The organism is Streptomyces pilosus (genome assembly GCF_014649835.1).
Classification (GTDB): Bacteria; Actinomycetota; Actinomycetes; order Streptomycetales; family Streptomycetaceae; genus Streptomyces; species Streptomyces pilosus.
Genome location: NZ_BMTU01000017.1, coordinates 128,792 through 152,810, shown reverse-complemented (window position 1 = coordinate 152,810; position 24,019 = coordinate 128,792). Strand labels below are relative to the sequence as shown.

General features: G+C 69.0%; 22 protein-coding genes. 4 read left to right on the top strand and 18 right to left on the bottom strand.

What is annotated here, in order from left to right:
• The 14 genes from IE118_RS30410 to IE118_RS30345 all read right to left on the bottom strand — a co-directional run.
• Positions 1–157 (bottom strand): DUF2637 domain-containing protein (locus tag IE118_RS30410; RefSeq protein WP_189561305.1); only part of this gene is annotated, 157 nt, incomplete at its 3' end.
• Positions 158–195: 38 nt separating this feature from the next.
• A complete protein-coding gene (locus tag IE118_RS30405; protein ID WP_189561304.1) occupies positions 196–3,672 on the bottom strand; it encodes a LysM peptidoglycan-binding domain-containing protein in 3,477 nt (1,158 codons plus the stop codon).
• On the bottom strand, positions 3,672–4,100 hold the full coding sequence (locus IE118_RS30400; protein WP_229847015.1) for a pilus assembly protein TadG-related protein: 429 nt from the start codon (positions 4,098–4,100) through the stop codon (positions 3,672–3,674). Before IE118_RS30400 ends, IE118_RS30405 begins: the two co-directional genes overlap by 1 nt.
• 41 nt (positions 4,101–4,141) lie before the next feature.
• A complete protein-coding gene (locus IE118_RS30395; protein ID WP_189561318.1) occupies positions 4,142–4,585 on the bottom strand; it encodes a TadE family protein in 444 nt (147 codons plus the stop codon).
• Between the two features lie 14 nt (positions 4,586–4,599).
• Complete coding sequence (locus IE118_RS30390) at positions 4,600–5,028, bottom strand: TadE/TadG family type IV pilus assembly protein (RefSeq protein WP_189561303.1); 429 nt, start codon at positions 5,026–5,028, stop codon at positions 4,600–4,602.
• Between the two features lie 2 nt (positions 5,029–5,030).
• Complete coding sequence (locus IE118_RS30385; RefSeq protein ID WP_189561302.1) at positions 5,031–5,246, bottom strand: hypothetical protein; 216 nt, start codon at positions 5,244–5,246, stop codon at positions 5,031–5,033.
• Positions 5,247–5,309: 63 nt separating this feature from the next.
• Entirely contained in the window at positions 5,310–6,197 is an 888-nt protein-coding gene (locus IE118_RS30380) for a type II secretion system F family protein (protein ID WP_189561301.1), read from the bottom strand.
• The gene (locus tag IE118_RS30375; protein ID WP_189561300.1) at positions 6,194–7,144 is read right to left on the bottom strand and encodes a type II secretion system F family protein; all 951 of its coding nucleotides are present in this window, start codon (positions 7,142–7,144) and stop codon (positions 6,194–6,196) included. The genes IE118_RS30380 and IE118_RS30375 overlap by 4 nt, the downstream gene beginning before the upstream one ends.
• Positions 7,141–8,634 carry a TadA family conjugal transfer-associated ATPase gene (locus IE118_RS30370; RefSeq protein ID WP_189561299.1) on the bottom strand — a complete coding sequence of 498 codons (1,494 nt, stop codon included), beginning with the start codon at positions 8,632–8,634 and terminating at the stop codon, positions 7,141–7,143. Before IE118_RS30370 ends, IE118_RS30375 begins: the two co-directional genes overlap by 4 nt.
• Positions 8,624–9,451: a CpaE/TadZ family protein gene (locus tag IE118_RS30365; protein ID WP_189561298.1), complete on the bottom strand. Its 828-nt coding sequence runs from the start codon at positions 9,449–9,451 to the stop codon at positions 8,624–8,626. Before IE118_RS30365 ends, IE118_RS30370 begins: the two co-directional genes overlap by 11 nt.
• On the bottom strand, positions 9,451–10,119 hold the full coding sequence (locus tag IE118_RS30360) for an SAF domain-containing protein (protein WP_189561317.1): 669 nt from the start codon (positions 10,117–10,119) through the stop codon (positions 9,451–9,453). Before IE118_RS30360 ends, IE118_RS30365 begins: the two co-directional genes overlap by 1 nt.
• Positions 10,120–10,191: 72 nt before the next feature.
• On the bottom strand, positions 10,192–11,082 hold the full coding sequence (locus IE118_RS30355; protein WP_189561297.1) for an ATP/GTP-binding protein: 891 nt from the start codon (positions 11,080–11,082) through the stop codon (positions 10,192–10,194).
• Positions 11,076–11,633 carry a hypothetical protein gene (locus IE118_RS30350; protein WP_229847013.1) on the bottom strand — a complete coding sequence of 186 codons (558 nt, stop codon included), beginning with the start codon at positions 11,631–11,633 and terminating at the stop codon, positions 11,076–11,078. Before IE118_RS30350 ends, IE118_RS30355 begins: the two co-directional genes overlap by 7 nt.
• 304 nt (positions 11,634–11,937) lie before the next feature.
• Positions 11,938–12,243 (bottom strand): hypothetical protein, encoded by a 306-nt coding sequence (locus tag IE118_RS30345; protein ID WP_229847012.1) that lies wholly within the window; start codon positions 12,241–12,243, stop codon positions 11,938–11,940.
• 730 nt (positions 12,244–12,973) lie between these two features.
• Here IE118_RS30345 and IE118_RS30340 point away from each other — a divergent pair.
• The 4 genes from IE118_RS30340 to IE118_RS30325 are packed head-to-tail and all read left to right on the top strand — an operon-like array spanning position 12,974 to position 16,770.
• On the top strand, positions 12,974–13,582 hold the full coding sequence (locus IE118_RS30340; protein ID WP_189561296.1) for a hypothetical protein: 609 nt from the start codon (positions 12,974–12,976) through the stop codon (positions 13,580–13,582).
• Positions 13,579–14,190 (top strand): toxin, encoded by a 612-nt coding sequence (locus tag IE118_RS30335; protein WP_189561295.1) that lies wholly within the window; start codon positions 13,579–13,581, stop codon positions 14,188–14,190. The genes IE118_RS30340 and IE118_RS30335 overlap by 4 nt, the downstream gene beginning before the upstream one ends.
• A complete protein-coding gene (locus tag IE118_RS30330; RefSeq protein ID WP_189561294.1) occupies positions 14,187–15,377 on the top strand; it encodes an MAB_1171c family putative transporter in 1,191 nt (396 codons plus the stop codon). Before IE118_RS30335 ends, IE118_RS30330 begins: the two co-directional genes overlap by 4 nt.
• On the top strand, positions 15,370–16,770 hold the full coding sequence (locus IE118_RS30325; RefSeq protein ID WP_189561314.1) for an FAD-dependent oxidoreductase: 1,401 nt from the start codon (positions 15,370–15,372) through the stop codon (positions 16,768–16,770). Before IE118_RS30330 ends, IE118_RS30325 begins: the two co-directional genes overlap by 8 nt.
• A gap of 121 nt (positions 16,771–16,891) precedes the next feature.
• On the opposite strand, the gene IE118_RS30320 is transcribed toward IE118_RS30325, so the two are convergent.
• From IE118_RS30320 to IE118_RS30305, 4 genes are all read right to left on the bottom strand, one after another.
• Entirely contained in the window at positions 16,892–19,504 is a 2,613-nt protein-coding gene (locus IE118_RS30320; protein WP_189561293.1) for an ATP/GTP-binding protein, read from the bottom strand.
• A complete protein-coding gene (locus tag IE118_RS34240; protein ID WP_229847011.1) occupies positions 19,480–19,827 on the bottom strand; it encodes a hypothetical protein in 348 nt (115 codons plus the stop codon). The genes IE118_RS30320 and IE118_RS34240 overlap by 25 nt, the downstream gene beginning before the upstream one ends.
• Positions 19,828–20,084: 257 nt before the next feature.
• Positions 20,085–21,191 (bottom strand): C40 family peptidase, encoded by a 1,107-nt coding sequence (locus IE118_RS30310; protein ID WP_229847010.1) that lies wholly within the window; start codon positions 21,189–21,191, stop codon positions 20,085–20,087.
• A gap of 41 nt (positions 21,192–21,232) precedes the next feature.
• Positions 21,233–24,019, bottom strand: coding sequence for a hypothetical protein (locus IE118_RS30305; protein ID WP_189561291.1), 2,787 nt, complete (start codon positions 24,017–24,019; stop codon positions 21,233–21,235).

Here is a 24,019-nt window from a genome sequence, read left to right as displayed (position 1 = left end):
AGACGTAGCTGAAGTTCCCGAAGCCCTTCTGCAGGGCCAGTTCACGGACCGCCGCGTACGAGCCGGCGAAGCCGATCCCGGCGATGATCACGGCACCGAAGACGACCACGCCGATGAGAACCCGGTGCGTCCGTGTCAGCTGAATGGGCGCGGCCACAGTAGTGCTCCTTCCAACGGGGGCTCTGGGGGGCGGGTTCAGCGGTGGCGGTCTTTGCCGGTTGGTGGCTGGAGGAGTTCGTTGATGAGGTGTTCGGTTTCTGGTTCGGGGGAGCAGTCCAGGGTTCGGTTGATCTGCTGGATGCGGGAGATCGCGGTGTGCAGTCCTGACCGGTTCCCGGCTGCGGCTTCGAGGCGGAGCCAGTCCCGGTAGATCAGCTCGCTCGTGTCATCTACCTCCAGCGCGGTCGCCACGGCCTGCCGGGCGGCATTGAGGTCTTGGTGCGGGCCGGCGGGGGTGCGGTAGGTGGCCACGGTGTGGGCGATGTCGATGATGCGGGTGGTGATCTCCTGGGCGAGGGGCTCGGCCCACGGCAGGGGCTTGCCCCCGAGCGGTCTGCCGCGCACGAGCGTGAGCGCCTTCTCCAGATCCGGTAGTCCCTTGGGTCCCAGCGGCAGGGCGCGTTCGGTGAGATGGAGGAAGTGGGTCCAGTCGCAGCGCACAGCGGGGGAGAGGTGGTAGGGGTCTTCGCCGGTGCTGCGGCGCGGTACGTACGGGTTGCCGTCGGGGTTGTTGCCGAGAGAACGGCGCAGGCCCTGCAGCCGGGCGTTGAGGGTGCTGGTCGACCAGGGACTGATGGGGTCCATGGCCTCGCACAGCACGTCCGCTCGGCGGCCGGGCCGGAAATACAACAGCGTCGCCAGCTGTGCCATCCGTGGGCCGTGGCCGCTGCTGCCCACTCCGGTGACCTCGACGGGTCCCAGGATTCGGATCTCCGGGGCGTGCGGGTCGTGCGCGGCGCCGGTGGCGGCGTCTGGTGCTTTGCTGTCCGTGCCGTAGTGGTCGTGGTCCGGCTCGGCCACTGTCGCTGCCGCAGGCTCTGCGGCGTCCGGGGCCTGCCCGGAATGATGTCCCTGCTCCGGGGAGGGCTCGTCCGGAGATGGTTCGTCGGTGGTGGGCAGCAGACGCAGGTCGGCGGGGTCGGTGGAGGCGGCGAGAAGGGCGGGGAAGACCTCGTTGCTCGTGGCTGCCTGCGGTGGGGTGACCGGTACGGTCTCGCTCCTAGTGGCCGGTTCTTGCGCCAGAATCGTCGGCTCCCTCGCTGCCGGTGACTTGGGTCTCTGGGGCTCGGGCTGCTGGGGCTTGGGCTCGTCCGGTACCTCCTGCCAGGCTCCTTCCGCGGTGTGGGCCGGCTGTCCTGACAGGTTCAGTGCGGTGGTGATCTGCTGGTAGGCGGTGTGTTCCAGGCGCTGCACGGTGATGTCGCAGCCGGCGATCTCGAGGCGCTGGGAGGTGTTGAGCGAGGCGTTGAGGAGTTCCGCGTCGGGGAAGTGCGCGGCCGCCGTGCTGGCCGGGGCGATCAGGGTGACCAGCACCGTGCCGGCCTTGTCGATGATGTCGGCGAATTGCCAGGCCGTGTCGGCGTCCAGCGTTACCGAGCACAGCAGCAGGTAGGGCTGGTGGGACGTCTCGGGCATCTGGTGGGCTTCCAGTAGCCGCTCGCTCAGGTCCCGCAGGGCGTGCTCGGGCTGGCGCATGTGGGCGATGCGGGTGGTGGGCAGCAGTTGCGGCAGGTCCTCACCGAACCCGATGAGAACGATCTCGACGTCGGTTGCCCAAGGGCTCATGCCGAGCTCGAGAGCCAGTGAGGTGCAGACCTCGGTGATGTGGAGCGGGTTGCCGTCCAGCAGCAGCGCGGGCAGTTGGGCGAGGTTGAGCAGCACAAGGTCGCCGCCCTCGGTGCTGCCGATGGTGACCAGGGCCGGATACGGTGCCGGCACCTCGCGAGCGTCCTGCTCGCCGAGCAGGTTCGCATCCGCGGGTAGTGTCCACCAGCCGTTCTCCCCCGCTATGAAGGGCGCGGGTGGACTGTGTGTGGGGTGTTCGGGCAGTACCTGCAGGGTGCGGGCGCCGATCCGCGCGGCGCGCAGCTGGGGCAGCGGCGCGTCGTCCTCGCGCTGGGCTGCCTGGTGGGCCAGGGTGCGCAGCGCGAGATCCAGGCGGGTGGCCCCCTCCGGTTCTGCGGTGGCTGCCAATTGGGCTTCTGCGGTTGAGGTTTCCGGGGCGATGGCGATCTTTTCGCCGGGTTTCCGGCGGCGGCGCTGCAGCGTGCGGCGCAAGGCCAGCGCACCGGTGATGGCGGCGGCCAGCAGAGCACCGGCACCCAACACCATGCGCAGACTCAGCGGACTGCTGGCCGGGGCCGGCGCGGCAGGCTCAGCGACCGTCGGGGTGGGGGAGGCGTCGGCGGAGCCGGACGGTTCGGCCGACGTGGAGGGCGTGGTGGAGGGAGGAGACGCGCTGGAGTCCGGCTCAGGCGGCACCCCTGGTGCTTCCGCTTCTCGGCTGGGCTGCTGGGTGGGATCGGCCGCGGATGAGTCTGGGGCAGGCGTCGCTGTCTGGTTCGGTGCGGGTGGCTGCGCCTCCCGTTCCGGGCTGTCGGCGTCGGACTTCTGCTCGTCCTCTGCCGCCGGGGTGGCCACGGAAGTGGGCGGCTTGCTGCCGCCTGCCTCACCGGAGGGGGTGCTGTCAGGGCTGTCTGCTGGAGGAGTGTGCCGTTCCGTGTTCTCCTCCGGTGTCCGGGCCTCGGGCACGGTGACCTGCTGTCCGGGGTAGACCACGTCAGGGTCGGTGATGGCGGGCAGACCGTCCGGCTGCGGTTTGCCTCGGCTGGCATCGAAGAGTTCCTGCCACTGGCCGGCGTCGCCGAGCTCCTGGCGGGCGATCTTCGACAGGTAGTCGCCCTCGTGCACCGTGACAACACGGCCGTTCTCATCGGTGGCAGCGGATGCTTGGCTCGCGAGTTGTAAGTGAAGCCCGTCGGTCGCCGCGAAGGCCTCGGGCATCCGCAGCTGCCAGCCCGGCTGAAGGAAGCTGTTGGACTGGAAGACCTGCCCGTCGGGCATCGTGCGGCCCTCGTTCAGTGCGGCGATCTCTCGCCACCGCTCGCCGTCGCGCAAATCCTGTTCGGCGATGCTCCACAGGCTTTCACCCGGCTGCACCGTCCGGACCTCCGGCTGGGAGCCGGCCGCTTCCTGCACCTGCTCAACGGTCTGCTCTGTCGGGGAGGGACCGGGCACCGGGCCGGCGCTCGTGCTGGGCCCGGCGGCCTGAGCAGGGGACGCCAGCGCGGAGTTCGTGGGCAGCAGGATCAAGATGCCGCCGACCAGGGTGGCCGCCACGCGCTGTGAGGCGCCCAGCCCTCTGGGCGCGTGCCAGGTCCGGCCGCGCAGCTGCGAGGCAATCTCACGGACCGCGCAGAAGGTGAACTGCGCCCAGCCGATCCAGCCGACCACGACGAGCAGCAACAGAAGAGCTCCGCCGGTGTCCTGCCGGTCGAGCAGATGCGCCAGGTCGTCGTGACTGGAATCCCAGACGACCGGAGTCGCCCAGGCCAGCAGCAGCGGAAGCCCGCCGAGCGCGCCGAGCAGGACAAGCAGGCTTCCCAGGGCCTTGAGTACCCGGCTGAGGGCGTGGCCGGCAGGGAGGGACGCACGAGGGGTGGGCGTGGGCATCAGGGTCCTTCGGGTGCGGTGACGCCGTGCAAGAGCGTGGCGGTGCCATGGCCGGTGACCGGCATAGAGCCGATTCCGACCACCGGGAGGAACCGCGTTGCGTAGGTGCCGGACACTGCCACGGTGAGCGTCTTGCCATCGCCGGAGACGCTGACGGTGCCGGTGGCGCCGGCGGACTGAAGGTAGGCCTGGGCCGCGGCGAGGGCGTTGTGCGGGTCGACGACGATGGCCTCGCCGCTGATGGCCTTGGCCGGGTCGATGGCCTGCCCGCCGGCCCGGGCCGCCTCCCCGGCGACGTAGTCGGCGCGCTCGGTGGCGCGCATCTTGCCGCCTCCGTCGATCGCAATGCCGATGATGCCGAGCAACGCCACCACGCACACCGCCACGAACACGGTGACACCGCCACGGTCGTCAAAGCGGTCACCCAAGGCGTACCTCTCCCGGCACAGGCGCAGGTGTAAGGGAGTCATCATGCTCCCCGCTGCCGGTACTGGTCCACGACCGAGGTTGCGGTCGATGTCAGGGTGCGTGCCCCGGGGGCGCCGGGCAGGAGCAGGTCCGCCAGGGGGACCGTGCAGGAGACGGTCACGGTGACGGTGCCGACCTGCCCGAGGGGAACACTGAGCCCGCCGGTGTTGATGTTGACGCTGCTGGAGGCGCACGTGATGCCCTGGTCGTTCAGAGATTCGGTGGCCGCGGCCTGGGCGGCTGTCTGCGCGGAGGCTGCGGTGCGGTGGATGGACGCCTCCCGCGCCGCATCCTCTGCGGCAGCGTCGATCTTCGCGCCGGAGGTGACGATGCGGCCGCCGGCGATCGCCAGGCACACGAACATCAGCAGCGGCGGCACGATGATGGCCGCCTCGATGGCGACACTGCCGTCATCGCCGCGTGTTCTTCTGGTCCACCGTGCCAGGTGAGACACGGTCTTCACCCCTCTCCCGGTACGGTCCAGCGTTCCACCGGCCCGGACGCAGACTGTGTGATGGTCAGCCCCGGGATGCCGGGGATGAGCGACTGGGCTGTTCCGGACACCTGGATGCGGATGCGTTCGCCGGTACTGCCCGCCGTGACGGTGGGAGAACGCAGGCTGTCTCCGGCCGTGCGGCCCAGCACCTCCTGGGCCCGCGCCGCTCCGTCGGCGGGGGAGGCTTGATAGGCGCGGGCCGCGGTGACTCCCTCGCGAGCGGCGGTCAGGGCGATCTGCCGCGCGTAGTACCACAGGGACGCCTGGATCACGGCGATCGCGACGAGCAGCACGAATGGGTAGACGATGGCCATCTGGATCGATGCATCCCCACGGTCATCAGCCCACCTGCGCCCATGCCACCATGCGTCGAGACGAGCGCGATCACGCATCCTTAGATCCCACTCAGGTTTCCGTTGTACTTGGCGACCACGACCGCGATCGTCCCGGCGATCAACAGGGCGCCGGTGACGGCGGCGACCCAGATGATGACGGTGGTGATGCTGATGTCGCCCCGGTCCGGGTTTCGCTGCAGCTCGGCGAAGCCTTTCTCCAGCCGCGCGGTCAGCTGGCGCACGGCGCGGTAGGAACGGGCGGCGGTGTTCTTCACGTGGTTCTCCTTGTCGGTCAGTAACGTCGTGGTGGGGGCCGGTCGGGAGGGGCCGGCCGCGATTCAGACGGTGAGCATGCGGATCACCGCAGGGAACGCCATGAGGAGCATGACCAGCACCGCTAGCAGGGCGCCGGGAGCGGTCATCTTCTCGCTGGCGGCATTCGCCTCCGCGGCCTGATCGGCCAGCAGTTCGGCGCTGAGTGCGGCGGTCCGTGCCCGCAGCGCCTTGTAGACGGCGGCGCCGTCGGTGGCGGAGCCGCGCATGATGTCGGCGACATCGTCCAGGGCGGGCAGGTCGTACTCGGTAGCCAGCTCACTCAGTGCCTGATACGGCGGGATCTTCTCCAGCCGGGCCCGGCGCAGCGCCCCCTGCAGGTACAGGAAGGGCCAGCCGCGGCCGACGGCGGCCGCCTTCTCCAGCGCTTCGGTGGGGCCGGCGTCCGCCGCCCGCTTGAGCGCGACCAGGTCCAGGTAGGCGACCAGGGCGTGAGCGAACTCTTCTCGAGCCCGCTTGGCCTGGTCCCGCACGGCCAGGTCCGGGGTGAGGAACAGCAGGCCGGCGACGGCGAGGCCGACGACGGCCGGTACGTAGAAGGGCAGCGAGATACCCGCGATGATCCACGGGATGGTGACCAGTACGGGACAGAGCAGCCCGAGAGCGGCGAGTGCGGTTTTCTTCAGCATGAACTGGCCCGGGCCCTGGCCGAGCAGGGCCAGGTTCTTGACGGGTACCCGCACGCCGGGCAAGCGCTCGAGGCGGGCCAGCAGCCATCGCCCCCACACCTCGTCCCGGTCCAGGTCCTGCTCGGCGGACAGAGGCAGGCTGCCCGGCGCCGTGCGCTGCAGGGCCGGTGCCAGAGCGGGCTGCGGCCGCAGCATCTCCCGCACCAGCAGAGCAACACCGGCGCCGACCGTTCCCCCGGTCAGTACGACATGAGGGAGGTTCACGGGCGGACTCCTTCGTGCTCGCGCTCTACGGCTGGTGCAACGAGATCGGTGGTGGTCGCGGCGGGCAGCCGCACCGTGCTGGCCGGATCGGAGGTGAGGAAGCGTGGGATGCGGCGGAAGGCGCCGAGCTGCCGCATCAGCGCCAGCGTGGCCACGAATCCGGCGGTGAGGAACGCGAGGACCAGCTGGCCGAGCAGCGTGGAGTACGGGGCGGTGTAGGAAGGGACGAAGAACCCGGCCATCACGATGCCCACGGTGATGAAGGTCATCCACCGCACCGTGGTCCGCGGCTTGGCACGGTCGGCTTCGATGCTGCGTTTCTTGGCGACCTCGTCGCGGACGCTGCCCGCCAAGTCCTCCAGCGCCTGGGCCAGGCCCGGCCCGCGGTCATTGACCGACAGGATCAGCGCGGCCACCACCTTGTCGCCGGTGACATCGTCCAGCTCATCGCCGAACGCCCGCAGAGCGTCCTCGGGGCGCCAGCCCAGCCGCAGCCGGTCGGACAGATTGCCGATCTGAGCGGCGAGTTCGTCCGGGGAGTTCTGACGGCTGGTCATCATCGCCTGTTCCAAGCCCATGCCTAACCGCAGCAACCCGGCCAGCCGCTGTGTCCATTCACTGAGCGCTTCCAGCTGACCGATGCGCTCCGCCGCGATCTGCCCCGGGGTGATCAGCCACGGCACACCGATCACCGCAGCCCCTAGCAGGACTCCCGCGACGAAGTTCCCCGAGGCCAGCCACACGGCCACGAACACGCCGGCCGCGGCGACGGACAGCGCCTGCCGACGCGTCCGGCCATCCTCCCTCCGGTCCGCGCCGCGCCGGGCCCGCGCCCGCCGCCACCAGGGGGCCCGGTGCGGCGCCGTCGACCCCACAATGCCGGCGACGACACCGATCAGCCCGCCGACAACGGCCATGCCGCTGAGCAGCCCCCACAACAGGATCACCGGGCGCCTCCGACCTTCAGCGGCAGCGGCGCCTGCCAGGCCCCGTAGGGCTGCTGCAGCAGGCTGGAGTCGAAACCGACCCGGCGCAGGTCGTCGATGCAGCCCGGGTCCATCCGCGGTACCGCCCGCAGCTCACCGAACTCCATGCCGGGGGAGAAGACCTCGTTGGTGGCCGGACGCCCGGACTCACCGGTCCCGGTCAGCTCCAGGACGTGGGAGACGTAGCGGTGTCGGCGGCCGCCGATCTGCGTCTCGTCCGTCATGTCGACGTACACGATGAAGTCCAGGCCGTTGGCGGTCTGCCGGTAGGCGAGCTGCTCGGACAGATTGCCCTGGGCCAGCGCGTACAGCTCGGCGATCCGGTCGAAGACGATGTCCGGGCGGCGGGCGTGGATCGTGCACAGGTTGCCGCCGGCCCCGTTGGTCAACGCCTGCATCATCGCCACGACCTCCGGACCGCGGACCTCGCCGACCACGATCCGCTCCAGCGACATCCGCAAAGCGGGATGCATCAGGTCCAGCAGCGTCACCTCGCCGGCACCACGCCCGGTGAGGTCCTTCTCTCCGTTGGACTCCCGACCGATCAGGGAGACGACCTGGCGGTGGTAACCACCTGCGTGGGCGAACAGCTCGTCCTCGGTCTGGATGGTCGCGAACCGGCACTCCGGGTCGAACTCCTTGAGCATCGCCCGCAGCAGGGTCGTCTTCCCCGCCTTCTGCTTCCCCGCGATCATGATGTTCTTCTCCGCGCGCACACACGCACCCAGGAACTCGCGCAGGATGGGGTCGATCGTGCCCAGCCGCACCAGGTCGTCCAGATCGGCGTGCGAGACGCGGTGCCGGCGGATGACCGCATACGTCATCGGCCCCAGGGCCGTGACCGCCTGCAGCCGCGACCCGTCCTGCAACGACAGCGCCAGAGTCGGGTTGGCGGTGGAGATGGTCCGCTCCTGGTGCCCGGAACCCCGGGCCAGCTCCCGCAACAGTTCCAGCAGCTCCTCCTCGGAGTCGGCGATCGGCCCGACCATACGGCGCTCACCGTCGCCGTAGTCCAGCCACACCTCGTGCGGGCCCTGGATGATGATGTCCTCGACCCGCTCATCGTCCAGATACGGTTGCAGCCGCCCCGCCCGGTACAGCAGGTCATAGACGGCACGCCGCAGCGCCTCGTCCTCCTGCGGGCTCATCGCCGCGGCATCCGACCACAACGCGACAGCCTCAGTGATCCAATCCAGGCAGCGCTGTTCCTCGCTGGCCCGGTCCATGTCCGGGGCCGTCTTCAGGAGCTCCTCGCGCTGCTTGGCGACCTGCGAGGCGATGTGCCGGGCGACCTTGTAGTCCACCGTGAGCTGAGGCGCGGCCGTACCGAGCACGCGGGTGCTCGAGGCTGCTCCGGCGGACGCATCGGCCACCCGTTGTGGCCGGGCGGTGCCAGGCCGACCGGGAGGAGGCGCGACAATGGGGTCGGCGTGCAGAGGCCTACCGCGCATGGGTCACCTCCACACCTCTTGTCGGGGATTGGTGCGAGCCGAGGCGGGTGCGGCGTGCTGTCACCCGCTGGACCAGCAAAGCGGCCGTGGTACGGGACGCCTTCATCAGCGCGGATTTGGTGAAGTGGCGGGGCTGGTCGGCTCCGTCGGACAGCACCCGGGCCTCCTTTGGCGCATACGGCAGGGTCGCCACCACCGGAACCTGCAGCACCCGCTGCACCTCACCCGCCGGGTACGGACCTTCATCGATCACGATCAGGCCGACGTCACCGACACGCTCTGACAGGGCGTTCACCCTGCTCTGGGCAGCCTGCAGACAGCGCAGCGTGTTGCGGACCACGACCAGGACGAGGTCGGCCTGCTCGGCCAGGACACCAGACGGACCGACCGCCCCGCGACGGCCCAGTTCGACTAGGACGTCGTGCCCGTGGTCGGCGTCGATGCCCCGAAACGTCGTCGCGAGTCCTTTCCAGACCGAACTGAGACTCGCCGCCTGGGCGGGGTCGGTGATCCCGGGCAGCAGCAGCCGATCACGCGGCGACTCGGCCTTGCTGTCCTCGCTGCTCAGGTCGATCAGCTGCCGCCAGAACGCCTCACCGAACTCACCCTTGCGGGCCGCCACCGACAGATTCCTCAGTCCGTACCGGTCCCCAAGGGTGCCCTGCAGCAGACCGTGGAGCACGGCGCCACCGTCGGGATCGCACTCGGCCAGGATCATCCGACGGCTGGGTTCCAGCGGCCACGACAGCAGCAGCGCGAGGGCGCTAGTGGTCACACCGGGTGCACCGCTGCACCCGGTCAGCGCGATGACGGCCATCAGCGGCCATCCGGAGCATCGAGGACCAGCCGCACCGCGCCGGCCGACACCCACGCCGCCGCGGTCGGGCCGTCCTTCGCGGCCGTGGCAACGTCGACGACCACCACCCCGGTACCCGGAGCGGCCGTCGACGCCTTCACCACTCGACCCGCGATGGTTTTGGGCGCGCCGTCATCAGCTGTCTCATCTGCTGCGGCCGCCGCGCCCTGGGCTGGCACCTGCACCAGCTGCACCGTCTGCCCCGGCACCAGATCAGTTGCCGGGACCTGCTCAGGCTTCAGCCCGATCGGTACCAGTTGCTCACCGGACTTGACCAGCGAGTCCTTCGTCACCTGGGACGGTGACAGCAGCGAGCCCGGCTTCAGCTCCACTGCGGCCCGCTTGCCTACGACCGACTTCAGATCGTCGGCGCGTACGGCCTTGACCGCCGGGTCCAAGGCGACCGACGCCTCGCCCAGGTCCTGCTCGGTGAGGACCTGACCGACCTGGACCTCGCGCACCACGGTCACCACCGGCGTGCGGTTCCCAACCTGTAAAAGCAGCACAGCGACACCAGCACCACCAGCTGCGATCAATGCCAGCGACAGCGCGATCACGCCAGGTCTGCGCCGACGGGCGGACACCCGAGGCGGCGCCACCGGGCCCGCCACCGCCTGCTGCGGAGACATCCCGTTCGCGGAGGGCGTGCCGGTACGTTCCTTAATCTTGCTCAACGTCATGTCCTTTCGGCGGCTCGGCGACTACCTGACGACCTGCACTTCACCGACGGCCACCTGCACATCTGATTGCCGGATCTCCGTGAGCTGGCCGGCTGCTCCACCGCCCTGCCAGTCGATCGTCCATGTCGAGGTCGCGGCGACCGCGTACTTCCCACCCGGTGCACTGGCTGACGTCGTGGAGTAGACATGGCCGCAAGTCGGCGACTCAGCCATGCCGGCTGAGCCGCTGTAGGGGGTGCCGGGGCCGGTGCACGTCACCGTGGAGCCGTCCCCCATCCGCCAAGCGATCTTCGACACGTTGGCGACGGCCGTGACCGTCACACCACCCGCCGACGCCGACGCGGTATTGGGCCCATACGTCGTCGCGCTCTGGTTGACCCACATCCACATCGGTACGCCGACCGAGTACCTGCCTGCCGACCGGGGACTGGCAATGTCGGGGCCGAGCAGTGTCATCTTGTCCACGGCCTGCTGGGCGAGCACGGCCGGGTCGATGGCGTCTTCCCCGGGCGGCTCAGCGAGCCACACAATGCGGACGATGGTGTCGCCGCTGTCACCCCATCTGCAGGTCTCTTCATAGACCGCGCCGTCGCCGGGTTCGTGTCCTTCCCAGTCCAAGCTGCCGGCAGGCGGCGGCGGATCTAACAGCTTGTAGGTGCAGTTGGTCAGATCGGTGCTCTTGCCGCCGTCTGCCTGGTCTCCTGCGTTCCCGCTGCCGCCCGCTCCGGTGCCGCCGCTGCCGTTGTCTTGGCCGCCGGCCTGGCCTGGGACATTCACCTCGACCTCGCAGTCGTATAAGCCACACTCGATGCCGCCGTCGCCCCTGGGGCCATCCTTCGCGGAGCTTGCGTGAGGGAGGGAGAGCGTGGCCAGGGCGGTTAATACGGCGATGGCAACCCCGCGCGTCAACATTTCTTCCCTTGGGGCTCATCGCGGGTGACACGCCACCCTTCCGGATACTTCTCGACGGTGCTGAGAATCCGGTACTTCGTCAGCCGGTTCTTCGGGAGAGACACCGGCTTCATGGTCTTGGCATCGACCCTCCGCCACTTGGAGATGTCCAGGCAGCTGGAGACGATCGCGTTGGGAATCTTTCCCGAGACGTTCACCTTGGTGACTGTCTGATCGGTGAGGGCGACGCCGCCGGTGTAGAGGCGGCCGCGGTCGTGAGCGCGCTTGGCGTCTGCTTCGGCGTTCTTCAAGGCGGCCGAGGCGGCGTACTGCTTGAGGTTCGCAAGAGCCCCGTCCATGTCGGCGTACAGCTTCTCCATCTCCCGCCAGTAGCCCTGATAGGCGGTGATCGCCTCCCGTTTGGCGGCTTCCTTTGGATCGGCGGAGGCAGATGATGCCGAGGGCGCCGGTGATGTCTCGACGGCGGCTTCACCATCACTCTCGGAGGTGCTGCACGCGGCGAGCGCGATCAGAGCAAACAGCGTGAGCGATATGGCAGTCGGGGTGGTCATCGGTGCAGGGGACACGCGGGGTCACTCCTGAGATGATGCTGTGGGGTCAGTAGTGGAACTGTTGAGGGTTCAGCGAGGGCACCCGAGCGTGCTCTGGGCGCGGCCTCGTCCAGAGCAGAGCTCCGCGGCGCCGCTCGGAGCACCGTGTGCTGCTCGGCAAGACCCTGCTGTCTCGCGCTGGTCGCCAGGCAGCGGCTAACGGTGTTTCTGGCAGCGCGGCCGGGACGCGTACTGCCCCGTAGAAGGCCGACCCGTACTGGGCTTCGCGCCTTTACCGGACGAGGCGTCTGTCACCAGGAGTTGCTCAGGGTTGGCCTGCGTAGTGCTGGAGGCTCGCAGGAGGCTTGGGAGCATGCAGTCGGTAGCGGGCGCCGTCGCTGATCCTGCGGATGCCGCGGCGCGTCTGGTTGAGCGCGCGGGAGATCTCTGCGATCAGGGCCATGGACGCACCGAAGTCGGCGGGTTTGTCAGGTGAGGGAGGCCGCCACCCGTCGGGGTACTGCTCGGCGACCGACCGGCATGTTGTGACCAGGTGCGTCATCAGCCGCAGGAACTCTTCGGTTTCCGTGCGGGTGAGGTGCTGCGGAAGCAGGGACGGCGGCGTATTCAAGAGACCCCCCTTAACGCTCCGGGTGCCGCGGCCCCCGGGTTTTTCACTGATGCTGCCGTTTGTCGAGCCTCAGGCCGGGGCCGTGGCATGTGCATCCCTCCAGATCGATGGAAAAGCTCAGGGTGACGTGGGCGCGTGAAGGGCAATCAGGGCTTCGTTGTGCCGAACCCCACTGCTTTGGGTGGGGGTCCGGCCCGTGGTGTCCTGGACCACGAGGGCGCTTCCGGTCATGCGGATCATTGGGCAGGCTCATCAACCGTGCTTGCCTGGTTTTCCAGTGACATATGCGCCAGCGGACCTTCCGCTTGCGCCCCCCTGATCATGTGTCTGCCGTGCAGGTGTCGCGATGCACCGCCGCCGGCCCGGCCGCTTGCGGGAAGCGGAGAGGTCAGCGGTGCTCAAGATGTTGCTATGGGCATGAAAAGCTGTCAACGATTGATTTGAGCTACTCATCGATCGTTGATTTAAGCGTTCGGCAGCTCGGAAGGAGGCGGACTGGGCGCCCCCGCCCGGGTCCGTTTCTGGCTTATCGGTTGAACCACGTCAAAGTGATGAGGCGTTTCTGCGTGCGGGCGCGACTCTGAGGGTCGGCTGCAGTCGCCGCCTCGTGGCTCAATCCAGACAACCATCGATTGTTTGTGCTCAACGATCGTTGCCGCTTGGCGTGTGCATCACGTATGGTCCCGTCAGCAACACCAGGCGTCAGTCCCCCCGACCCGGGAGTGCAACGGTGGCCTCACCCCCTCCTCTCTCCGAAACCTTGCGGCGTCTAGACAAGGCCATCCAGGAGAAGGGCATCCGTTCGAACCTTCTGGATGTAGAAAAGCTTGCCGCCAAGACTGCCCTGCCCACATCCACAGTCCGCACCTTGCTACAGGGCGGTACGCCACCGGACGACTCCGTCAACGACCGGGTCCGGATGCGGATCGCAGTGCTCGCCAGAGCCAACATGGCCGCGACCGGCCAACGCATGTCCGATCTGGCCTCGGACATCTCCCAGCGGCTAGGTGTTTCCGGGTACTGGGCACGTCAAATTTGTGACGGCAAGAAGGTACCCAGCGTCGAGCTCCTCCACGGGCTCGTCGAGTACTTCGAAGTCGAGGGCGGGGAAGTCTTTTTCACCGCATCAGCCGCCGACGCACTCAACCGCGCGCTACTCCCACTCCTGCACAAGCTGGAGCATCCAGAGAGCGATCCTGTACTTGCCCTGATGGACCGCTACGGCGTGAGATCCACCGACCTGCGCATGCATGGTTCCCTGACCCGTGAGCAGCTGGAGCGCCTCCTCGAAGGAGTTCTACGGTCCGTCGTGCCTCCGGAAGGAGGCCGCGACCAGTGAGTACCAAGGCGATGAAGTCCCTACTCGCCGTCCTGGGCCGGCACGCGGCGGGGGCCATTCACCGGCCGGCCGAACCGCATGAGGTCATGAAAGCGTTCTGCACGGCCATGAGCGCACGAACCGGTCAGCCGATCCACCTCGTTTTCCGGGCCTTCCCGCCGGACATCCCCGTCTCCGGCATGCGCCTGGACTGCGGGGACCACTCCATCATCGTGGTGGAGGAACGCACGGTTCCCGAAGCCCAGTTAGTCATTCTCGGCCACGAGCTGTGGCACGAGGAGCAGGGTGACTGCGGACACCACGTCGCGGGCATGCCGACATCCGCCCGTGCACTGGCCACCGAACAGGCCGCAGACGTGATGGAACGAGCCGTCGAGCAGATCCTCGTGGCGCACGAGGTACCCCTAGATGCGCTGCTTGCCGTTGCGGCCCGTGCCGAATCGACCGACGCCCATGAGGCGGATGCCGAGACGTTCGGGCTGCTCTTCGGCCGCGAAGTCCGCACCTGGATGAAAGGCCGCTACGCGCAGGGCCCGGTCAGCGCGGACACGGTGGAAGGCCGCATCAACCTGTCCCTGAGTAACCGCGTCGGGCACATACTGTCATGAGCCCTTCCTTCCACATCCCCTACATTCTGCCCACAGCGCTGCTGGCGCTGGCCCTCGTGCTGAAGCTCCCCACGTTCCTGCGGGCCTCGCGCGACCCCGACGTCAGGGCCACAACCCTCCTGCTGACCTGGGCCACCGCCGTCCTCGTCGTGATCACCCCAGCCAACATTGAACGGCTCAACGTCCTCACGGGCGTACCGAACATCGCCGCCCCTTGGGCCTACTCCTTCCTCACCGCATTCTGCGCCACGGGCCTGACCATGATCATGCGCTGGCGGGAGGAACCTTCGGAAAGACGCCGACGCAGAATCCGCCGCATCTACTGGCTCTACGCAGGCATCATCGCCGTCCTGTGGCTCACCTTCCTCCTGGCCGACGTCCCCACCGCACGCATCTACGACCTGGACACCTACTACGCCAGCACCCCCTGGATGCGCGAACACATCCTCCTCTACATCGCCGCGCATACCGTCTCGTCCCTCGTAGCCGTCTCTATGCTCTGGAAGTGGTACCCCGCAGTCGCCAACCGTTGGCTGAAGGCAGGAGTGGTCTTCCTGCAACTCGGCTTCGCATCAGGACTTGTCTTCGACGTAGCAAAGATGGCTGCGATCGGCGCCCGGTGGGCGAGACATGACTGGGACGTACTCAGCACCCAGGCCGCACCCCCGTTCGCACTCATGGAAGCCGCCTTTGTCGCGCTCGGCTTCATCGTCCCCCAAGCCGGACCGTTCCTGCAGAGATGGATCCGAGACCAGCGTGAATACCATCGGCTGGGCCCGCTGTGGCGCGCACTCCGCGTCCTCACCCCAGCGGCAGCCGAAGCACGCTTCGGGCCATGGACCCCTCTCGACCTGCGCCTCATGCAACGCCGACAGCGAATCCACGACGCCCTCCGCGTACTCAGTCCCTACTTCGATCTGGCCCTTCACCAGCGGGCCCGCGAAGCCGCACAGGCCAGACGCGACACCCTGAACGCGGACGATGTCGCCGGAGCCATAACGATCAGCGCCGCCATCAGCACCTACCAGCAGGGCGGACCCCCAACCGCGCACCCCCAGGGACTACAGGGACACGTAGTTGTGAGCGACCGCATCGAAGGCATCGCATCCGCCCTGAGCCACCCCCACATCCTTGAAGACGTCCGCCGGCGAACGATCAGCACAGAAAGCGCGAATCACCATGGCTGAAAAAACCGTCACCCGCCGACCCACCGCCGTAGTGATCGGCAGCAGTGCCACCGGCCTGTTCGCTGCGGCAGCCCTCACAGACTTCGCCGACGTCACCGTCATCGAACGCGACCGCCTACCCGACAGACCCGAACCACGCCGGGGCGTGCCCCAGGCCCGCCACGCCCACCTGGTGTGGAGCGGGGGAGTCAAGGCCTTCGACGAGCTCCTCCCCGGTCTCACCGGCGAGATTGCCGCCTACGGCGGCCGCTTGGTCCACATCATGGGCGACATGGTCTCCCGAGCCCCCAACGAAGTGTGGTTCCGCCGTTTCACAGCCACCCATCACCGCAACCTGGTCTGCTCCCGCGACCTCCTCGACTTCGTCCTAAGAACCCGCGTCCTGGCCGACGAACGCATCACGCTCCGCCAAGAGGCCACCGCGCTCGACCTGGAAGGCGACGCTACAGCCGTCACCGGCGTCCGCATACGCACGAACGACGACGAAAGCACCCTCCGCGCCGACCTGATCATCGACGCCTCCGGGCGGGGCTCCCGCGCGCCACAATGGCTTACCGCACTGGGAGCGCCGAGCATCACGGAGCGAGAGGTCAACGCCGGCGTCGCCTACGCCACCCGCCTCTACGCCGCCCCCCAGAAGACCCGGGACATCAACTTCCCCCTCATCAACGTGCAGGCCAACCCGGCCAAAGCACCAGGGCGAGGAGGCATCATCCTGCCCATCGAGGGAAACCGCTGGATCGTCACACTGTCCGGCACCCGCGGCGGCGAACCCACCGACGATCCCGACGCCTTCGTCGACTTCGCACTCAGTCTCGACGACCCCATCATCGGCGAATTCATCAAAGACGCCGAGCCACTCGGGACCATCACCACCACCCGCGCCACGGCCAACCGCCGCCGCTACTACGAGCAGGCCCAACTCTGGCCAGACGGCTTCCTCGTGCTCGGCGATGCCATCGCCGGCTACAACCCCGTCTACGGCCACGGCCTCACTGTCGCCGCCCAGTGCGCCCTCGCCGTCCGCAACGTACTCCGCACCACGGAGCCAGGACAGCCGGGCCTCGCACGCCGTCTCCAGCGCGCTGCCGCACGGCCGGTAGCAGCCGCCTGGGACCTGGCCGTCGGCCAGGACGCCCTGTATCCGGGAGCGAGTGACACCCGCCCCAACAGCGTCGAACGTCTCCTTGCGCGCTTCGTCGACAAGGCCGTGGAAACCGGCGCACGCAATCCGCGGGCCATGGAAGCGCTGCTGGACGTCATGAGCCTGGAGCGACCCGCGACGCGCCTGTTCTCGCCCTACATGCTCATCCCAATGCTTGTCGGTCCGAAGAAACCGCACTTGCAAGGCCCGCCTCTCACTGAAACAGAGCGAAAGGCCGCTTTGTCGTAGAATTGCGCTTCTTTGTGGGAGTGATTGGCCGCAGCAGGGCCGGGAGCGCTCCTCCGATGCAGTCCGAGCACGATCAGGAGCTAATGCGGCAGCGGCTCGACGGCAGGGTCTTGGGTGGAGGTTAGCTGTAGTGATTCTCCTTCGAGGCCCGCGCCGCAGGAGGGGCGAGTTGGGTGAGGAGGGTACTGACCCGGCTGAGCTGTTCTGTGGTGCGGGCGGCGAGCTGGCTGAGGGGTGCGGCTTCGGCGTTGGCGCGGGCGGCGTTCTCTAGTGCAGTCGTTTGGTGGGGGCGGGCGTGGTCGGCGAAGATTTCGTCTAGGTGAGGGCCGGTGATCCGGACGGGCCCGATGCGTCGTCCATGGACGGTCAGTGACATGTAGTGCTCGAAGCGGTCGAGTGCGGCGACGATGTCCGGGCCTGGCTGGTCGCCCCATTCGGCGGTGATCGGAGCGACGGCGGACTGCGATCCTGCGGTAGAGGCCAGCGTGGAGGCGTTCTGCACCAGCGACAGCCGCACCGGGGTGGGCAGGCGGGCCAGCAACTGGGTCATGCCGTGGACGTGAACCCTGTACTTGCGGAAGTCCTCGAACATCGCGGCGATGGTCTCCGGGGCCGCACCGGTGAGGGTGATCAATTCGTCGAAGTAGGCCCGGAACGGCACCCTGCGGTCTTCGGGGATGTCGCGGCGGGAGCGCACCGCCCGCAGCAGATCACGCGCGAGGAGGGCGGTGATGAGCCGGTCGGTGGGGCCGTTGCCGCCTGGACACACCCATACGATCATCCGGGAGTCCATGGCGGCGCGGATGTTGTAGACGCCGGCGGACTGGCCGAGGAAGGCGCGGGTGACGGGATTGGCGGCCAGTCGGGCGATCGGGTTGAGGACGACGGCGAACGCATCGGGTGGCAGGGTCGGGAAGACGACCTGCCACCAGGAACGGGTCTCCTCATCCAGTCGGCCTTCCACGGCAGCGAGTGCCGCCTTACGGAAGGCGGTGTCGGTGAGCAGGGCCCGCACGTGGAAGACCGTTGCCTGGTCCTCGGGCCGCCCGGCCCGGCAGGCGGCCTCGTTGACGGCCACCAGGACGGCCACGGCGGCGGTGAGAATGGTCAGTGCGCGGGGTGCGCTGGCGTCGTCCCAGCCCAGCGCGGAGGCGTAGGCGTCTGTGACGGCTTCGACGACCTCGTGCGCAACCTGCCCCTGGTGCATGCCGATCGGGTTCCACGAACTGACCTGGGGGGCAGGCCCGACAGCGTTCAGATCGATCAGCGCGATCCGCTCGGCCAGGTAGTCGTGGGCCAGGAACGGCAGGGCGCGGGGCCAGGAGTCGCGGTGCGGGTCGAGGAACATCAGCCCGCCGCCGGCGTGCGCCCAGCCGATCGCCTGCGCCAAGGCGCGTTCGGTCTTACCGCCACCGGCCTTGCCGACCCCGACTTCAAACAGCGTCTCCTTCGCGTAGGTGGCGACCAGGCGCCGCCGTCCGTCCGGCGCCCGGTAGATGCCCTGCAGCAGCAACTCGGGATCGCCGTGCTGGAAGGCCGGCAGGTCAGAGGTAAGCAGCGGCAGACGGCAGTGCACGGTGTGCGGTTTGAGCAGGCCCGTCAGCTCGCTCAGGCGCACCCAGTTCATCTTCGGTGGCTGGCAGTGCCCCAGCGCCCAGCGCCGCTCGAAACCCCGCCGGCTGGGCCAGCGGTCCGCCCCGAAACGCCAGGGCCCCAGCCGCCAGCCGCGCATCGCCCACCGCGCACCACCGCCGAACACATCGAAGGCGGCCTGGAGCTGGGCGAGCCGGGCGTGGGCGCGGCCTTCGGTGTCGGAGGCACACATCACCAGCAGCTGCACCCGCACCAGATGGTCGTCCTCGGCGAGCTTGCCCAACGCCTCGGCCGCATCCACCCGGCGTGGGACGGGCGGCATGACCAGACGACGCCCGCTCACTGCGCCGCCCTGCTTGCCCGTGACCAGCTGCTGCAGCTGCCAGGTCAGGGAGTCCTCAATGCCGCTGGCGTCCTGCCGTATCCAGCGGGCGGCCCGCTGCGCCTCGCGCCGCTCGACGCGCCGGGCCTGGGCCATCAGCTGCACACGGCGCGCCCGCAGTACCCACTTCGGAGCGCGCTGGATGTCCAGACGGACCTCGGCCAGGTCCCCCAGTTCCGCGCGCAGATCGGACACCGCATCGACCAAGGGCTGGAGCGGGTCGGGCTCGAGGGGCACCTCGCGCAGCGGCGCGGTGGGCCTGCCCCGCAGCACGAACTCAGCCCGCACCACATGCTTGCGAAACTTGTCGACGATCGGCTGGGCACGCTTCACGGTGACGGCCGGCCCGAACGGGGTGATCGACAGCAGCCGCTGCGCGCCGGCCGGTCCTTCGAGGCGGTAGCGCAGCGGCGTGGTGCCGTCCGCGCGCAACCGGATCTGCACCGTCTTGGACCGGCGCGGCGCCCACCAAGGCATGGACGTGGACGCCCTCGCCAGCTGCACCCCACGTCGAAAGATCTCTTCCAGAGACGGATCGAAGTGCCGCGAGGGCACCAGTTCCAGCGCCATCCGCTGGGCCGAGGCCGCACGTGCCAGACGGCGCACCACCAACTCGCTCACGGCCCAAACCACGAGGGCGGCCGTGGCCGGCGCGTACCAGTGAGTGATCAACCATTCGGCGATGTGGGCCAGGCCTGTGAGCAGGCCGAGCACCTCACCGGAGGCCTGGCCGCTCAAGTGCTCGGCTGTGGAACCCATACGGGAAGTCCTTCCTGCGAAGTGCGGGTGAAGTACAAGTCGGTGATGCGGCCGTCGGTGTAGGTGCCGCCGCGGTCGGTGCCCCCCCACACCAGGTGCACCACCGCCCGGCCCGGGCGGTGGTCGCGGCGGGCGACAGCGGCCTGGATGCGAAACCGGGCGGTGGAAAATGCCGGCGCCAGGCCTGGGCCGGAACCGGGGAAAAGCTCGGGCCACTTGCCGCGGCCGACCCCGGTGGCATCCGCGCGCAGCAGATCGCGCCCGGCGGCCACCAGACGCCGCTCATCGCTTGCGGAGAGGTCGGCCGGCCAGGAAGCCTCCAAAGCTCGCTGGATGGCCTGGTCACCGGCCCTGCCTTCCCCCTTCGGCGGTAGGACCGATGCAGGCGCGGCGTCGGCCGCGTGAGCCTTGGCGGAGGCAGGTGCTGAAGGGCCTCGTGGCGAGGTGGCTGGAGCGGTCAGTGCATCGGCAGGGGCCTGCGTGCTGGGTGGGTGCGGCAGGGCTAGCAGGACAAGCCCGGTGACGGCCAGGACCACGGCAATGAGCGCCAGCGGACGCGGTGAGCGCGGCGAGTGTGTGGTCACAGCAGACGGGCCCCTCCCGCGTAGCCGGACATCGCATCGACCGGGTCCAGGCGCACGACGGCGCCGGGCCGGGGAGCGTTGACCATCCGGCCACCACCGAGGTAAATCCCGACGTGGTAGATCGTTGAGTCCCGCCCGGGCGCGTAGGCGTAGAAGACGAGATCACCCGGTTTCAGGGCGCTGGTCCCGCTGCCGGCGGGGATGCGCCGTCCGACACCGGCCTGGGCGGCAGCGGTGCGCGGCAGACGGATGCCGACTTTGGCGTAGGCGTAGGTGGTCAGGCCTGAGCAGTCGAAGCCCTTGATGGCCGTGCCGCTCTTGCCGCTGGGAGAGCAGCAGATACCCGTGCTCGGCCCGTTGGCGTTGCCGCCACCCCACGAGTACGGCACACCTCGCTGGGCGAGGGCCGCGTCGATGACGGCGCGGACCTTCCCTGACACGTCCTTCAGGTCCCGGCTCTTGGCGGCCGCGGTGTACTGGTCGATCCAGCCCAGCACGTTGACCGCGTACTCGTTGGAGCGGTTGTACTGGAAGATCGCCGCTTTGAGCTGGGAGCGCTGGCCCAGGTCGCGGCCGTCACCGCACAGGTAGATCGCGGCGCCGAGCGCGGCATCATCGGCATGGTGGGGATCGGCCGTGCCGTCACGGTTGGCGTCCTGGCCGACGCCTTCCCAGGTGGAGGGCAGGAACTGGAACGGCCCGACAGCCCGCTCCCCGGATGCGGTGCCATCGAAGCGGCCGTTGTCGGTGTCGGGAAAGACGGTGGTGTTGCCGCCGGCACCCGATCCGTTGAGGAGAATTCCGTAGATCTTCGGGCGGATGTCCCCGCCCGCGCTGACGGCGCGGCCGGCGGCGTGGTTGGACTCGACCTTGGCGATCCCGGCCAGGATCGGCCAGCGCATGCCCCGGCATGAGGGCACATGCCGACCCACCCGCTGCACGGCGTTCTTGTACGCGGCGAGCATGCGCGGCGGGATGTCCGCGGCCGTGCCGCCGTCATCGACGACGCCCTGCCCGCTCGCAGCGCTCTGCAGGGCGACGTAGGCGCTGATCGCGTTCGAGACCGGGGCAGCGCAGCACACGGCGGACAACAGCAGCAGCACCCCCAAGCACCCCCACCGCCCCGCACGGCGCCGAACTCGCCTCACTCCTGCTCACCGTCCTCGGACGCCCCGGACGACTCCTGCTGACTGCGCTCCTGGCGCAGCCGCTCGGCCTCGGGCGCGGTCCTACGCATCAACTCCTGCATCCGGGCACGGGCCTGATCGCGGACGTCACCGCGTGCGCCGCCGCCGCCCGGAAGCACCGGCCCCTGCACGCTTAGGCCGTCACCGCTCGCCAGCCGGTTCGGCGACGTCGCCGGCGTGCTCACCGCCGTGGCGCCGCCTCGGGTCGCTGCCGCGCCTGCAACGCGCGCGGCACCGTCAACACCTGGCGCCGGCTGCGGGCCGCTCTGCCGTCGGACGGCAGCCGACGCTGATGCGGCCGGGAGCCGACGGCCACCCGACGAAGCGGACCCTCCCGGAACGTCGGTGTTCGCCCGCAACACACGAGAGACCTGCCGTGCGGTGTCGCTCCACGCTCGGCCGTCCTGTTGGACGGTGTTGCCCCACACCCGCACCTGCTGGCGGGCGTCCCTGGAGTAGCGCGAACCGGCTGTCCTGGCCTGGTGCACCGTGGCCGGCAGACCAACGGTCGCCCCGTAGGCGGCCCGGCCGCCACGGTGCAGGATGCGATAGCCGCGAAGGCGCACGAGCCGGTTATGGGCGCGGGTGGACAGCAGGGTGCGGTCGGCATGCTGGTCGTGCAGCACCTCACCCGTGGCGGCGTTGACGATCTGGCCGTCGTCGTCGCGGTAGCGGTCGCGCGGACCACCGGGCCTGCGCGGCCCCGCGCCCGGGCCTGCCGGACCGCCGCCGGGCGCACCACCCGGTCCCTGGTCGGAGGTGCCGCCGGTGTGCGGGTCGCCGTCGGCTGTGGGCTTGCGCCACTTGACCAGCTGCTCCCGGTCGGGACGCTTGCCGATCAGCAACCAGTGGCCACCCTTCGCACCCAGCCGCGCTCCCAGCCCACCCACCGCTGCCGCCGCGGTCAGGGGGGCGAGTCCGCGCCCGGCCTCGGCGCTCGCATCGGAGAGGATCCGTCCGGTATCGACGGGCATGCCCGTCCCATCGACCAGGGAGCCGAGGGCACCCATCAACCGCTGGCGGGTGCCGAGCATCTCGAACCGGCCTTTGCCGCCGCCGGTGAAGGCGCGCAGCCCGCCGCCGTATCCGCCCAGCGCGGCAGGGGAGTTCATCGCCAGTGCGGCACCGAGCTCGGAGGTATCGCCGGGCAGGTGGGTGCCGCCGACCTTGGCGTAGCGCATCCGCATCGCCATGCGCCGGCTGAAGGAGCTGATCCCGGTCAACAGCCGGCGGTGCCCGGCCGCTCCGGCGATGGCCAAGACGTCGATCAGCAGGATCCGCTCGATCATCAGGTCGGGCCCGTCGGTGATGGTGACGTCTACGGCGATCCCGAAGAAGGGGACGAAGGCGCAGACGGCGACCAGGGCAAGGATGGCGATCCCCCACAGCGACAGCCACTTCCACACCGACTGGCGGGCGGGACCCGGCAGCATGCCAGCGACGAATGCGATGCCGCCCGCGGCCGCAGCCGCCACGCACACGCCCTGCGTGCCGAGCATCACGATCGCGCTGGAGAGCAGCATGCCGCAGATGAACAACGCCGCGACCAGCAACAACAGGGCTCCGCCGACCCGCCACCAGGTGGGCTTTTCTGCATAGGCGGCGCACGCTTCGCCGACGTCGCCGGCTCGCTTCAGGTCCTGCAGAAAGGCGTCGAACTCGCGGTCCTCGTCGGTGACGAGCGCGTTGGAGGCGTCCAGCAGCTCGCCGCCGGGCGTGAGCGAGGGAAGATCGTCATCCGTTCCGGTCTCACGCGCGATGTCCTCACCGCTGGGGACGCCTTCGGTGAAACCGCGCTCGCAGTACTCTCTGGCCGGGCCGCGGATCTTGCTGCAGACTTCCTTCCCGCGGTCCGAGACCGCAACGTCGCCCGCCTTGTAGCCGCCGGTGACCCACTTCAGATGGATGGCGTACGCCGTGCGGTCGGCGGGTTTGGCGGGGTCGAGGATGCGCCCGTACTGCAGCAGCATGTACGGCTTGACGATCAGTGCGTTGGTGACCGAGTCCTGAAGAGGCCGGGCGATGTCGGCGGACGACGCCGGCGGGGCGGCCTCTCGCTGATAGCAGTCGGCCTCGGCGGCACCTGTAGATGCGGCGCAGGGAGAGCTGCTGGCGAGTTTGCCGCCCCAGTCGTAGGCGTGGACGCTCTGGCGGGCGACCTCGAGACCCACCTGCCGACTCTGCCCCAGCGGCCCGTCCGCTGCGAGGAGAAAGTCCGGACGGACGAACGCCGACGCGGCGAACGCCGCGATCAGCAAAGTCAGGAACATTTCCCCTACACCGCGGCCGATACGGCCACGCACCAGCATGAAGCCGGTGAACACGAACGCCCACGCCAGCAGCAGCCCCTTGACCCCGAGAGTGTCGACGACGACGTCGTCGTAGACCTCGGAGACCTTCTGCGCCGGATCGGTGAGCATTTTCAACAGCGGAAACCGGAACGCCACTTCGATCGCCCACCCGGCCAGACCCACCAGCAGCCGGATCAGCGTGAAGAGGCCCGACAGGGCGAACGCCAAAGCCTGGGTCTTGAAGGCCATGATGGAGCCCCCCTGGGCGTTCAGCTCGTACCCGTCGATCGGCACACCCTCGGAGGAGTCGATGTTCAGCGGGCCGAGCAGGTCCCCACTCTCACCATTGCTGTCCGCCGCATAGACGACCTGGCTGTTGACCAGGACGAATACGGCGCTGAGCAAGGCGACGAAGCTGGCTGAGCGCAGCGTGCCGCGGTCCGGACGGAACAT